The organism is Microbacterium deferens (assembly GCF_045517775.1).
GTDB lineage: Bacteria > Actinomycetota > Actinomycetes > Actinomycetales > Microbacteriaceae > Microbacterium.
The window spans coordinates 1800775-1813813 of sequence record NZ_JBEUWT010000001.1; the positions used below are offsets into that span (position 1 = coordinate 1800775).

Annotated in this window: 10 protein-coding genes; 5 read left to right on the top strand and 5 right to left on the bottom strand. The window is 70.7% G+C overall.

Annotated features, from left to right (window positions below; genetic code table 11):
- Positions 1 to 15: 15 nt before the first annotated feature.
- The 3 genes from exaC to ABTU82_RS08555 form a co-directional block, all read right to left on the bottom strand.
- A complete protein-coding gene (gene exaC / locus ABTU82_RS08545; protein WP_116646943.1) occupies positions 16 to 1566 on the bottom strand; it encodes an acetaldehyde dehydrogenase ExaC in 1551 nt (516 codons plus the stop codon).
- A gap of 151 nt (positions 1567 to 1717) precedes the next feature.
- Entirely contained in the window at positions 1718 to 2242 is a 525-nt protein-coding gene (locus ABTU82_RS08550) for a hypothetical protein (RefSeq protein WP_407172909.1), read from the bottom strand.
- Between the two features lie 50 nt (positions 2243 to 2292).
- Positions 2293 to 3615, bottom strand: coding sequence for a GAF domain-containing protein (locus ABTU82_RS08555; RefSeq protein WP_407172911.1), 1323 nt, complete (start codon positions 3613 to 3615; stop codon positions 2293 to 2295).
- A gap of 120 nt (positions 3616 to 3735) precedes the next feature.
- Here ABTU82_RS08555 and ABTU82_RS08560 point away from each other — a divergent pair, with 120 nt between their 5' ends.
- A complete protein-coding gene (locus ABTU82_RS08560; protein WP_116646946.1) occupies positions 3736 to 4092 on the top strand; it encodes a PadR family transcriptional regulator in 357 nt (118 codons plus the stop codon).
- A complete protein-coding gene (locus ABTU82_RS08565) occupies positions 4089 to 5147 on the top strand; it encodes a hypothetical protein (RefSeq protein WP_407172913.1) in 1059 nt (352 codons plus the stop codon). Before ABTU82_RS08560 ends, ABTU82_RS08565 begins: the two co-directional genes overlap by 4 nt.
- Before the next feature lie 12 nt (positions 5148 to 5159).
- On the opposite strand, the gene ABTU82_RS08570 is transcribed toward ABTU82_RS08565, so the two are convergent.
- Complete coding sequence (locus ABTU82_RS08570; RefSeq protein ID WP_407172914.1) at positions 5160 to 6602, bottom strand: CCA tRNA nucleotidyltransferase; 1443 nt, start codon at positions 6600 to 6602, stop codon at positions 5160 to 5162.
- 9 nt (positions 6603 to 6611) lie between these two features.
- A complete protein-coding gene (locus tag ABTU82_RS08575; protein ID WP_407172916.1) occupies positions 6612 to 8135 on the bottom strand; it encodes a DUF7059 domain-containing protein in 1524 nt (507 codons plus the stop codon).
- Positions 8136 to 8239: 104 nt separating this feature from the next.
- Here ABTU82_RS08575 and ABTU82_RS08580 point away from each other — a divergent pair, with 104 nt between their 5' ends.
- From ABTU82_RS08580 to trxB, 3 genes are all read left to right on the top strand, one after another.
- A complete protein-coding gene (locus tag ABTU82_RS08580) occupies positions 8240 to 10339 on the top strand; it encodes a DUF6049 family protein (protein WP_407172918.1) in 2100 nt (699 codons plus the stop codon).
- On the top strand, positions 10336 to 11934 hold the full coding sequence (gene murJ, locus ABTU82_RS08585) for a murein biosynthesis integral membrane protein MurJ (protein ID WP_407172920.1): 1599 nt from the start codon (positions 10336 to 10338) through the stop codon (positions 11932 to 11934). The genes ABTU82_RS08580 and murJ overlap by 4 nt, the downstream gene beginning before the upstream one ends.
- Positions 11935 to 12042: 108 nt before the next feature.
- On the top strand, positions 12043 to 13029 hold the full coding sequence (gene trxB / locus ABTU82_RS08590; RefSeq protein ID WP_205781220.1) for a thioredoxin-disulfide reductase: 987 nt from the start codon (positions 12043 to 12045) through the stop codon (positions 13027 to 13029).
- The last annotated feature ends 10 nt before the right edge of the window (positions 13030 to 13039 follow it).

Consider the following 13039-nt stretch of genomic DNA (forward strand, 5'->3'; position numbering starts at 1 on the left):
CGGATGCGGCGCCGATCAGAAGAAGCCCATCGCCCCGTCGGCGTACGACACGAGCAGGTTCTTCGTCTGCTGGTAGTGGTCCAGCATCCGCAGGTGGTTCTCGCGGCCGATGCCCGACTGCTTGTACCCTCCGAACGCCGCGTGCGCGGGGTACTGGTGGTAGGTGTTCGTCCACACGCGTCCGGCCTGGATCGCCCGGCCCGCGCGATAGGCGGTGTCGCCGTTGCGGCTCCACACTCCCGCGCCGAGACCGTAGAGGCTGTCGTTCGCGATCGACATCGCGTCGTCGAAGTCGTCGAACGAGGTCACCGACAGCACGGGTCCGAAGATCTCCTCCTGGAAGATGCGCATGTCGTTCGTGCCCTCGAAGACGGTCGGCGCGACGTAGTAGCCGCCCGACAGCTCGCCGCCGAGGTCGACCCGCTCGCCGCCGGCGAGGAGCTTCGCACCGCCCTGCGTGCCGATGTCGATGTACGACAGGATCTTCTCGAGCTGGTCGTTCGAGGCCTGCGCGCCGATCATCGTCTCGGGATCGAGCGGATTGCCCTGCTTCACCTTCGCCACACGGTCGAGCCCGTCGGCGAGGAACCCGTCGTAGATCGAGCGCTGGATGAGCGCGCGCGACGGGCACGTGCAGACCTCGCCCTGGTTCAGCGCGAAGAGGGTGAACCCCTCCAGCGCCTTGTCGTAGTAGGCGTCGTCGGTCGAGCGCGCGACGTCTTCGAAGAACACGTTCGGGCTCTTGCCTCCGAGTTCGAGCGTCACCGGGATGAGGTTCTGCGAGGCGTACTGCATGATCAGGCGACCGGTCGTCGTCTCACCGGTGAACGCGATCTTGCGAATGCGCTTGTGGGAGGCCAGCGGTGCTCCGGCCTCGATGCCGAAGCCGTTGACGATGTTCACGACCCCGGCCGGCAGCAGATCGCCGATGAGGTCGAAGAGGAACAGGATCGACGCGGGTGTCTGTTCGGCAGGCTTGAGCACCACGCAGTTGCCCGCGGCGAGCGCCGGGGCGAGCTTCCACGTCGCCATGAGGATGGGGAAGTTCCACGGGATGATCTGTCCCACCACACCGAGCGGTTCGTTGAAGTGGTAGGCGACCGTGTTCTCGTCGAGCTGGCTGAGCGAGCCCTCCTGGGCACGGAGCACCCCGGCGAAGTAGCGGAAGTGGTCGATCGCGAGCGGGATGTCGGCGGCGAGCGTCTCGCGCACCGGCTTGCCGTTCTCCCACGTCTCGGCGACCGCGATCGATTCGAGGTGCTGCTCCATGCGGTCGGCGATCTTGTTGAGGATGATGCTGCGCTCGGCGGGCGTGGTCTTGCCCCAGCCGGCGAACGCCTTCCACCCGGCGTCGACGGCCCGGTCGATGTCTTCGACGGTGCCTCGACCGACCTCGCAGAACGCCTTCCCCGTGATCGGGGTGATGTTCTCGAAGTACTCGCCCTTGACCGGGGCGACCCATTCGCCGCCGATGTAGTGGCCGTACCGGTTGCGATACTCGGCGAGCGCACCGCGCTGGCCGGGGGCTGCGTAGACGCTCGAGACGCCCTCTTCGACGATGGTCATGTTGTGTCTCCTTCGACGGTCATGAATCGCCGCGGCGGCTTCACGGCGGCGATGCCCCGACGGTACGTCGGCGCACGTTGCATCCGGTTGCGCGGATCGAAGGAGACGAACGGATGCTGCGGCGGGCACGCCGCGGCATCCGGAGAGCCGACTACACCTCGGCGTCGACGAGCACCGAGCGCAGTGGCGGCACGTTGCCCTCGTGCAGGTCGAGGCCCTCGAGGCGCTCGATCGAGATCACGCGGGGAGCGATGGCTCCGCCGTCGGCGACGATCCAGCTGCCCACCAGGAGGAAGGCGTCGTTGCCGGAGGTGACGGGGCCGGTCACCGCGAAGACGCCGTGCGTGGGCGTCTGGAGGGTCGCGCGCACCGGAGTGCCGTGCGAGAGCGAGCCGGGGTCGACGACCTCTGCATCGGCGTCGGCCTCGGGGGCGGCGACGGCGAGTTCGATGCGCTGGATCTCGGAGCTCGTCGCCAGGATCACGTCGCCGACGATCGGCTGACCGCCCACCCCGATGCGCACCGGACCCTCGACGGCGTACAGCCCGTAGCGCGGCGAGCGCACGATCACCCGCGCGACATCGCCGGAGCGCACCTCGGCGAGCGCCTCGCGGATGCGCGCGACGTCGCGGCGGGCGCGGGCGGCCGAGAAGATGTCGAGGGTCTGTGCGTCCATGTGTTCAGCGTAACGACCGCCGCCGACGGCTCCGCGGTGATGCGCGCCGGTCAGTGCTGCTCGAGGCGTTCGATGCGCGCGACCAGCCCGGCGCGTTTGGGCGAGCGCGCCGGAAGCAGCGCCAGGCACAGGCGCAGCACCTCGTCGTCGTCCCGCCCGTCGGCGGTGTCGGCGTAGGCGAGGAGGACATCGACCCCCGCCTCGGCGATCAGTGCCTCTCGAAGGGCGAGTCGCACCGATTCGCGCACGTCGGCGACGCCGGGCGATGTCGAGTCGGGCAGCACGGGCCCGCGGTAGGCGGCGAAGGCGACGCGGTGCGCACCGCGGTCGAGAAGCGACAGGACGTGGTGGGCGTCGGTCTCGAGCGGCGAGGGTAGGCGGTAGGGCCGCGAGGTCGGCACGAGACCCGGTGCGATCGGCTCGAGCACGCGGCGCAGGCGCACCATCTCGGGACGCAGGGTCTCGGGCGTCGCGTGGTCGTAGACGAGCTCGCTCAAGGCCTCGGCCGACAATCCTTCGCGGTGCACGGCGAGCATGAGGAGGATCTCGGCGTGGCGTGCCGAGATCTCGACGACCGTGTCGACGCCGTCACCGGTCACCTCCAGCAGAGCGCGGTCGCGGCCCAGGGTGCGCAGCATAGTGTCCTGGCGAACCGGCGGTCGGCGCCGCACCGGTGCGCGACCGGCGGCCGCGGCCCGCGCCCGCAGACGGGCGACGAGCAACTCGCCCTCGACCGCCCGAGCCGTGGCGTCGACGAGCAACTGGGCCTGCGGTGTGACCGCCTCCACCCCGCCCGTCACGTCGATCACTCCGAGCAGCTGTCTCGTCTCGGGATCGTGCACCGGGGCCGCCGTGCACGACCACGGCTGCACGAGGCGGTTGTAGTGCTCCGCTCCGCGGATCTGCACCGATCGGCCGAGCGCGAGCGCCGTCCCGGGGGCCGACGTGCCGACGGCGTCCTCGGCCCAGTTCGTCCCCTCGACGAAACCCATGTCTCCGGTGAGCGATCGCACGTGCCGGTCACCCTCGACCCACAGCAGTCGTCCCGCCGCGTCGCCGACCGCGACGACCACCCCCGACTCCTCGGCCGTGCCGGGCAGCAGCAGAGCCCGCACCATCTCCATCACGCCCGCCAGCGGGTGGGTGCGGCGGTAGGCCTCGAGCTCGTCGCCCACGAGCTCCAGCCGGGGCAGGGCCTCCGCCCCCACCAGTGACGCGAGCGAACGGCTCCACGATTCGCGCACGATGCCGCGTACGTCGCCGACACGGAGGTCGTCGGCGTTGCCCGAGAGGAACTCCTCGTGAGCGCGCTCGATGAGCAGGCGCGAGGTGTCGGGCGCCACCCGCGGCCGGGGAGACCACGATGAGGACACGATGCTCCGATCAACGGTGATGGGGCTGACGCCAGTGTAGGCGCGGCCCCGACGATCAGCTAGGTCGGCACCGTTCCGCTATTACGCAGTGCGTGGTACCGTTCGATCGAGAGGAGCCGCATGGACACGACACAATTGCTCAAGGGGGTGCTCGACGCGGCGGTGCTCGCCGTCGTCCAGCACGACGACGGGTACGGCTACGACATCGTCCGCCGTCTGCGTGATGCGGGGCTCGGAGACGTCGGCGACGCCTCGGTCTACGGCACCCTCCGCCGCCTGTACAGCGCGGGAGCGCTGTCGAGCTACGTGGTGCCCTCCGACGGCGGCCCGCACCGCAAGTACTACGCCGTCACGCCGCAGGGTCGCGACATGCTCGCCGCCCAGCGCAGCGACTGGACGGACTTCAGCATCGCCATGACGCGCCTGCTCGACGAGAAGGCCCCCACGAAACTGCGCACGATCGGAGAAGCCCGATGAGCACGATCGACATCTCACCCGTCGAGGCCGGCATCGCGGCCTTCGCCGCCTCGGTGCGCCGTCATCTCGACGATCTGCCGGCCGAAGAGGTCGACGAGCTGGTCGACGGCCTCCCGGCCGACATGGCCGATCAGGCAGCCGACAGGGGTGCCGCCTTCGCACTGCCGGATGCTGCGGCGTATGCCGACGAGCTGCGCGCGGCGGCGGGGCTTCCGCCGCGCGTCGAACCCGGTCGGGGCCCCGGACTCGTCGAGCGTGTCGCACGACGATCGAGGACGCTGACGGGCCGGCTGCGCGCCCACCCCGCAGCGGCGGCGACCTGGGACTTCCTCTCCGCGTTGCGCCCGGCGTGGTGGCTCATCCGTGCGGTCGTGATCTTCGAAGCGATCACGGTGTTCGGTCGCGGCCAGTGGCTGCAGCTCGACCTGGTGGGTGTGGTGATCCTCCTCGCCTGCGTGATCGTGAGCGTCCAGTGGGGCCGCGGCCGATGGCTCACGAAGACGTGGGGGCGCGGCATCCTCCTGACCGTCAATATCTCCGCGTGGGTGCTCCTGCCGATGCTGGTCTTCGGCGCCATGTCGTCATACGCCCAGTGGCGCGCGTACGGTTCGATGGCATCCGTCGACTACTCGTCGACCCCGGGTCTCGCGATCGACGGCGAGCGCGTGCGCAACGTCTTCGCCTACGACGCGGAGGGAAACCCCATCGAGCGGGTGCAGCTGTTCGATCAGAGCGGCCGCCCGCTCACCACCGTCGGGCGGGGCGGTCAGAGCGACGAGTTCGACTGGTACTTCTACGGCGGCGGGGGGCCGACCCCCGTGGGCGAACGCGAGATCGGCCGACAGCCGGTGTGGAACATCTTCCCGCTGCAGGAGGTCACCGCCGACGACTGGCTCGACGGCGAACCCGCGATCGACGACGCCGTGGAACCCACGTTCCCGTTCCCGCGGGTACCCTCCCTGGCCGACGGCTCGGACGGCGACCCGTCCTCGAGCGCCTCGCCCGCTCCGCAGCCGACCGTCTACGCCGACCCCACGGCGTCCCCGGCGCCGTAGCCCGCCGCGTGCTCAGGCGCGGGCGGCCCACCATTCGCGCAGGCGCTGCTCCGCGGCATCCTCGCCGAGCGGCCCCTCATCGAGCCGCAGGTCGAGCAGGAACCGGTAGGCCTCGCCGACCTCGCGACCCGGACCGATGCCCAGGATCTCCTGAATGCGGTTGCCGTCGATCTCGGGGCGGATCGCATCGATTTGCTCCTGCTCGCGCAGGGTGGCGATGCGCGTCTCGATGTCGTCGTACGCGAACGAGAGGCGGTCGGCCTTGCGGCGATTGCGCGTGGTCACGTCGGCGCGGGTGAGGATGTGCAGCCGCTCGAGCTCGTCACCCGCATCGCGTACGTACCGGCGCACGGCCGAATCCGTCCAGGCACCCTCGGCGTAGCCGAAGAACCGCAGGTGCAGCTCGACGAGCCGCGAGACCACGCCGATCGTGTCGGAGTCGAACCGCAGCTCCTGCAGGCGCTTGCGCGCGAGGCGCGCGCCACGCACGTCGTGGTGGTGGAAGGTCACGCCTCCGCCGGGCTCGAGCCGGCGGGTGGCCGGCTTGCCGATGTCGTGCAGAAGAGCCGCGAGACGCAGCGGAACGTCGGGGGGAGAACCCGGATGCCGCGACCGCTCGAGCTCGATCGCCTGCCGCAGCACCGTCAGCGAGTGTTCGTAGACGTCCTTGTGGTGATGATGCTCGTCGACCTCGAGGCGCAGCGCCGGCACCTCCGGCAGGAAGCGGCCGAGCAGGCCCGTCTCATCGAGGATGCGGATGCCCCGCACCGGATCGTCGCTCTGCAGCAGTCGGACGAGCTCGCCCTGGATGCGCTCGGGGCTCACGATCCGCAGCGATTCGCCGAGCTCTCCCATCGCGTGGAGCGTCGGCGGCGCGACGTCGAAACCGAGCTGCGCCGAGAAGCGGGCGGCGCGCAGCATCCGGAGCGGATCGTCGCCGAAGCTCACCGCCGGATCGGCAGGGGTCCTCAGCGTCTGCGCCAGGAGGTCTTCGACGCCTCCCGTCGGGTCGACGAGGGTCTGCGCCGGCACCCGCAGTGCCATGGAATTGACCGTGAAATCACGGCGCACGAGGTCGCCCTCGAGGGTGTCACCGAACTCGACGGTCGGTTTTCGTGTCACCCCGTCGTAGCTGTCGGCGCGGTAGGTCGTGACCTCGACCTGCTCGGTGCCGCCGTCAGGCAGACGCACGCGGGCACCGATCGTGCCGAAATCCCGCCCGATGTCCCACCGCGCCGTCGAGATCGGCGTGATGATCCGGAGGATGTCGTCGGGGAGCGCGTTCGTGGTGAAGTCGAGGTCGTTGACGGCGCGGCCGATGAGCGCGTCGCGCACGGGCCCGCCGACGATCGCCAGCTCGAAACCGGCGTCGGCGAAGGCGCGCGCGAGGGTCGCGACGGTCGGGGAGGTGGCGAGCGCGCCCAGACGCGCGACGCCCTCGGCCATGTTGAGCATTGAACGAGCCTATCCGCGGGTCCAGCCGAGAAAACCGGTGAGCACCAGCTCGCGCACCCGCGGCAGCAGGTCGGCACGCAGCGCGATGGCGTCGACCTCGAGCAGCTGGGCGATCGCATCGATCAGCGAACCGAGCGGAAGGTCGCCGTCGCAGGCTCCCACGAGCGCCGCGAGCCCCGGATCGACCGAGAGCGCACGGCCGAAGCCGCCGCCCTGACGCAGCTCGATGACGGTGGGCTCCTCTTCACCGGGACGGTGGTGGCGTGCCTCGGTGACGTCGGGGGCGACGACCAGGCGTTCACCGGCGAGCGCGTCGTCATCGAGCCCGGCCAGGCGGTCGTGGGCGGCGAGCACCGCGTCGACGTGGGCGCCGAGTGCGCCGTCCCCCGCACCGAAGGCCGTCTCGTACCGGGCGAGGGGTGTGGCACCCGCGGCCGCCCGCCGCAGCACGATGTAGCCGAACCCGATGCCGGTCACGCCCCGGGCGGCGAAGTCGTCGAGCCACGCGTCGACCAGGCCGGCGAAGCGGGGTGAGCCGGGAAGAGTGCCGCCGTCGCGGATCCACAGCTCGGCGTAGGCCACGGGATCGAGCCACTCCCGCTCCACCACCCACGCGTCCAGCGCGACGGGCGAGGCCGCCACCCACTCGCGCACGCGCTCGAGTCCCTCGACGCCGTCGCGGGTCTCCCAGTTGCCGAGCAGCTGTGCCACGCCGCCGGGCGCGAGGCGCTCCCCGACACCCTGGACGAAAGTGGACACGAGGGCATCGCCCACCATGCCGCCATCGCGGTACTCGTACGCGGGCACGCCGGTCACCCGCGGGGTGATGACGAAGGGCGGATTCGACACGATGCGGTCGAAGACGTCGTCACCCGCCGGGTCGAAGAGGCTTCCCAGGCGCGTCTCGATGCCGTCGACGCCGTTGAGCAGCGCGTTCAGTTCCGCGAAGCGGAGCGCCCGCACCGAGACGTCGGTGGCGACGACGCGGTCGACCACTCGCCGCATGCGCAGCGCCTGGATGCCGCACCCCGTGCCGATGTCGAGACCGGATGCTGCGGGGGCGACCGATTGCAGACGCGCCAGGGTCAGCGACGCTCCCCCGACGCCGAGCACGTGATCCTCCGGCAACGCCCCGCCCAGGGCCGCCTCGTCGAGGTCGCTCGCGATCCACCACTCGCCGTCGCCCGTGTCATCGGAGAACGACTGCGGGCGCACCAGCACGGCGGGGCGGACCGTGTCGTCCTCGATGGTCGCGAGGCCCAGCCCGGCGAGTCCCTCGGCTCGGGTGACGGGGAGGGCGGCATCGACATGCGCGACGGGCTGGGGGATGCCGAGCGCGAGCAGACGGGCGAGCACCGCCAGAGCGTCTTCGCGCGAGCCCAGCGCGCGAAGCGCCGGCGTGCGCAGGCCCCGGGCGATGGCGTCGTCGGCTTCCTCACCCCACGCGCCGCGCACCGCCTCGGTCGTGAAACCCGCCGCGGCGAGATCGGCGGCGAGCGCGGGAACCGCGACGGGATCGGGGTGGGGAAGCATCCGTCCATTCTCCCGTTTCCCGCCGCGCGCGCAGGGCTCGCAGAGCCGTGGACCGTACAATCGCACCGGTGTGGCCTCCATCCGCACCCGAGCAGAAGCCCCGCATGATCGAGACTCCTCACGTCCCGCGCGTTCGCGCGTCGCGCCGCCGACCCCTGCGGCGTCTTGCGGCGACCGGTGCGATCCTTGCGATCCTTCTCGGCGGAGCGGCACCGGCCTTCGCTGCGGCGACCCCCGAGCCGGCCGCCACCGCAGCGCCCGCGCCCGCCCTCACGCTCGTCCCCGCCGACAACGGCGTTCTCACACCGGGCGCCGATCTCGCCGTGACGGTCTCGCTGACCGCCGGGGGCGGCCCCTCGACCGTGTCACTGGCCATCGGAACGCAACCGCTGGCCGACCGTGCCGCTCTCACGAGGTGGAGCGCCGGTGAGCGCGACGGGGTCGCGGTCGCCGACGTCGGCTCCGTCGCGATCGACGCGCAGGGGACCCCCGGTGCGGCGAGCGCCCCGATCCGCGTCGCGGCGGCGAATCCCACCCTGCTCGGCCGCCCGGCCGGGGTGTACCCGATCGTCGCGACGACCACCACGGCGAGCGGCGCGACGCTCGTCTCCACGAGCGCTGTCGTCATCCTCGGCCCGCGCGCCCCGGTCAGCATCGGCGTGGTGGTGCCCATCACCGGGCCCGCCATCTCACGCGGCCTGTTGACCTCCGACGCCCTCGCCGAGCTCACCGCCGCCGACGGAGACCTCACCGCGCAACTCGACGCGGTCGCCGGCACTACGGCGATCCTGGCTGTCGACCCCGCCATCCCCGCGGCCATCCGCGTGCTGGGAGATGCCGCCCCGGGCACCGCACGTGACTGGCTCGACCGACTCATGAACCTGCCGAACTCGAGGTTCGCGCTGCAGTTCGGCGACGCCGACCTCGCCACCCAGGTGCAGGCGGGACTCACCGAGCCCCTCAGCCCGCTCTCCCTCGTCTCGTACGTGCCCGACGGAACGGCGCCCGAGACGGCCACCCCCACGCCCACTGCCCCCGAGTCCGCCGCAGCCGCCGATGTCGCACCGACCGACATCGGAGATGCGCGAGCCGCCGTGTACTGGCCTGCGACGGGCACCGCCGGTCCGAGCGTCGCGGCCGCCCTGGGGGCGTTCGGCACGGCCGAGGAACCGGCTCTGACCCTCGTGCCCTCCTCGAGCACGTCGGCCGGTGCCGACGGGGCACGCGTCGGCGCGAGGGTCGACGCGGCAGCGTCCGCACTGCTCGCGTACGACTCGACCATCTCCGATCTGCTGCGCACGGCGAGCGACGCCGGCGACGCCGTGCAGCGCGACGCGTCGCTCGCCGAGGCGACGGCGCAGATCGCCTTCGTCGATGGGTCCACTCCGCTGCTGGTGACGGTCGACCGCGGCACCGACCGCTCGCGCTCGAACCTTCGTGCCGCGATCCTGGCCGCGACGGGAGCACCGGGCGCCGCACCCGCCACGCTCGACGAGATCGTCGCGTCGCCCCCCTCCGCCTCCGTCGAGATCATCGACGCACCGGCCGACGAGGCACGCGTCGCCGATCTCACGACCCTGCTCGCCGAGGAACAGACGATCGGTCGGTTCGCCACGATCCTTGACGACCCGACGCTGCTGACCGGACGCCAGCGTGCGGAGATCCTGCAGCTTCTGAGTGCGACGTGGCGAGCGGATGCGGCGGCCGCCCAGACGGCGGTCGCCGACCACCGATCCGCGACGGCGGCGACGCTCGACTCCGTCGGGATCCTGGCCTCGGACGTCAACCTCCTCAGCTACGGAGCGGACTACCGTCCGTACGTGCGCAACGGCCTGCCGTGGCCCATCACCGTGACGCTGATCGCGCAACCCAACAACCCGCGACTGATCATGCAGAACCGCACCGACGCGACCGCACTGCCGGCCAACAGCAACACGAGGGTCGCCGTCCCGGTCACCGCACAGATCGCCAACGGAACCGTGACGGTCGACATGCGTCTGATGAGTCCCACCGGGGAGCCGATCGGGACGCCCACGAGCATCGCCGTGGAGGTGCACGCCGACTGGGAGAACATCGGCCTCGCCGTCCTCGGTGGGGCTCTCGTGCTCTTCGTGGGTGCGGGCATCGTCCGCACCGTGCTCCGGCGGCGCAAGGCTGCGCGGGCGAACACCGCCACCGAGAGCAAAGACGAGGTGAGCGAGTGAGCGGCCTCGGACGCGCCAGCGCCCTCATCGGGGCGGGCACGATCATCTCGCGCCTGACCGGGCTGCTGCGCACCATCGTTCTCGTCTCGGCGATCGGGAGCGTCAGCCAGGCCGCCGACGCGTGGGCCGTCGCCTACTCGCTGCCCAACAGCGCATACGCGATCATCTCGACGGGCCTCCTGACCGCGGTGATCGTGCCGCAGATCGTCAAGGCGGCGTCCCATGCCGACGGCGGCCACGCCTTCATCTCGAAGCTCTTCACCCTCGGCGCCACGATCCTCGTGGCGGCGACGGGCGTGGCGGTGCTGGTCGCACCACTCCTCGTCGGGCTCTATGCGCGGGAGTTCCCCCCGGAGCAGCACGCCCTCGCCACAGCCTTCGCCTACTGGCTGCTTCCCCAGATCTTCTTCTTCGGGCTGTTCGCCCTCCTCGGCGAGATCCTGAATGCGCGGCGGGTGTTCGGTCCATATACCTGGGCGCCCATCGTCAACAACATCGTGTCGATCGCCGGCTTCCTCGTCTTCATCGCCCTCTTCGGCGGCCCGATCACGGTCGTCGAGGAGTGGACCCCCCTGATGATCGCCGTCCTGGCGGGGTCGGCGACCGCGGGGATCGTCATCCAGTGCCTGGTGCTCGTGCTCTTCTGGCGCCGAGCAGGGCTGCGGATTCGCCCCGACTTCCGGTGGCGCGGGGTGGGATTGCGCCATATCGGCCGCATGGCCGGCTGGACGTTCCTGATGGTCGTCGTCGGCCAGATCGCCGGCATCGTGCAGTCCAACGTCCTGGCACCGGCGTCCGGCAACGCCGTGGCGAACTTCGCGTCGGCGAACGCGTGGCTCGTCTTCATGCTCCCGTACTCGATCATCGTGCTGTCGATCGGTACGCCCTACTTCACACGGTTGAGCGAGCACGCGAACGCCGGTCGGCACGACGAGGTACGGGCCGACATCGTCAGCAGCATCCGTATTCTGGGCCTCTTCACGGTCGTCGCCGCCGCGGCTCTGGCCGTCGCCGCCGTTCCCGCCTCGCGCATCTTCACCGACCAGGCCTCGACGGCCCCCGCGGTCGGAGCCGTACTCATCGCGTATCTCGTCTCACTCGTTCCCCTGGCCGTACTCTTCGTGGTCCAGCGCACCTTCTACGCGTATAACGACACGCGCACACCGTTCTTCTTCACCCTCTTCCAGGGTGTTCTCGTCGTCACCTCGGCGCTCATAGCGGGTGCGACCTTGCCGCCGCAGCACGTCGCCGTCGGCGTGGCTCTGGGCCAATCGATCGCCAGCATCGCGCAGGTCGTCGTCGCGGCCTGGCTGCTCAACCGTCGGCTGGGCGGAATCGGTGTCGGGTCATGGATGTCGTCCATCGCCCGCTTCGCCCTCGCCGCCGTCCCGGCCGCCGCGGTCGGCTGGGGCATGTTCCTCCTGACGGGGGGCATCGACGGCTGGACCACGAACGACAAGATCTTCGGTGCGCTCGGAGCGGCCCTGATCGGCACGGTCACCCTCGTCGCCTACGTCGGCGTCCTGGCGCTGTTCCGCACGCCCGAGCTGCGGCCCGCGATCGCCATCGTGCAGCGCTTCCTCCCGAAGCGCTGACCACCCGCTGATCCGACCTTCCGCTCTCCGGATGAGCGCGAGGGTGCGGAATACCGCCGGGCTACGATGAGTTCATACGCCGTAGGACCAACGAAGGGGGCGACGCACGTGCGTCACGTCATCATCATCGGATCGGGCCCGGCGGGATACACCGCCGCGATCTACGCAGCTCGAGCGAACCTGGAGCCGCTCGTCGTGGCGAGCTCCGTCGAAGCCGGCGGCGAACTCATGAACACCACCGACGTCGAGAACTTCCCCGGATTCCCCGAAGGCATCCAGGGTCCCGACCTCATGACGAAGATGCAGGAGCAGGCCGAGCGCTTCGGCGCTGAGGTGCTCTACGACGACGTCGTGTCGCTCGACCTCAACGGACCGATCAAGAAGGTCACTCTGGGCAGCGGCAAGGAGTACGAGGCCTACTCGATCGTCTACGCGACCGGCTCGGCCTATCGCAAGCTCGGTCTGCCGGGCGAGGAGCGCCTGTCCGGCCGCGGCGTTTCGTGGTGCGCCACGTGCGACGGGTTCTTCTTCCGCGACCGCACGATCGCCGTCGTCGGCGGCGGCGACTCGGCGATGGAGGAGGCGACGTTCCTCACCAAGTTCGCCTCGAAGGTCTACGTCATCCACCGCAAGGACAGCCTTCGCGCCTCGAAGATCATGCAGGAGCGCGCCTTCGCGAACGAGAAGATCGAGTTCATCTGGAACACCGAGGTCGCCGACATCCTCGGCGATGACGCCGTATCGGGCGTCGAGCTTCGCGACACCGTCGACGGCTCGACCCGGCACCTCGATCTCGACGGTCTCTTTGTCGCCATCGGCAACGACCCGCGCACCCACCTCGTGCACGGCACGCTCGACCTCACCCCCGAGGGCACCATCTGGGTCGACGGGCGCTCCTCGCGTACCTCGGTGTCGGGTGTCTTCGCCGCCGGTGACGTCATCGACCCGACCTACCGTCAGGCGATCACCGCTGCAGGCACCGGAACCATCGCCGCCCTCGATGTCGAGCACTACCTGGCCGCGCGCGGCGAGGCCGGCGCGCCCGAAGTGACGGCAGACCAGATCGAGAACCTCCCCGACGCCGACGCTGCCTGAGGAACATTCG

Bases quoted from the DNA above. Each gene is read 5' to 3' on its own strand.
- exaC (WP_116646943.1), bottom strand. From the start codon at position 1,566: ATGACCATCGTCGAAGAGGGCGTCTCGAGCGTCTACGCAGCCCCCGGC.
- ABTU82_RS08550 (WP_407172909.1), bottom strand. From the start codon at position 2,242: ATGGACGCACAGACCCTCGACATCTTCTCGGCCGCCCGCGCCCGCCGC.
- ABTU82_RS08560 (WP_116646946.1), top strand. From the start codon at position 3,736: ATGGACACGACACAATTGCTCAAGGGGGTGCTCGACGCGGCGGTGCTC.
- ABTU82_RS08565 (WP_407172913.1), top strand. From the start codon at position 4,089: ATGAGCACGATCGACATCTCACCCGTCGAGGCCGGCATCGCGGCCTTC.
- ABTU82_RS08570 (WP_407172914.1), bottom strand. From the start codon at position 6,602: ATGCTCAACATGGCCGAGGGCGTCGCGCGTCTGGGCGCGCTCGCCACC.
- ABTU82_RS08575 (WP_407172916.1), bottom strand. From the start codon at position 8,135: ATGCTTCCCCACCCCGATCCCGTCGCGGTTCCCGCGCTCGCCGCCGAT.
- ABTU82_RS08580 (WP_407172918.1), top strand. From the start codon at position 8,240: ATGATCGAGACTCCTCACGTCCCGCGCGTTCGCGCGTCGCGCCGCCGA.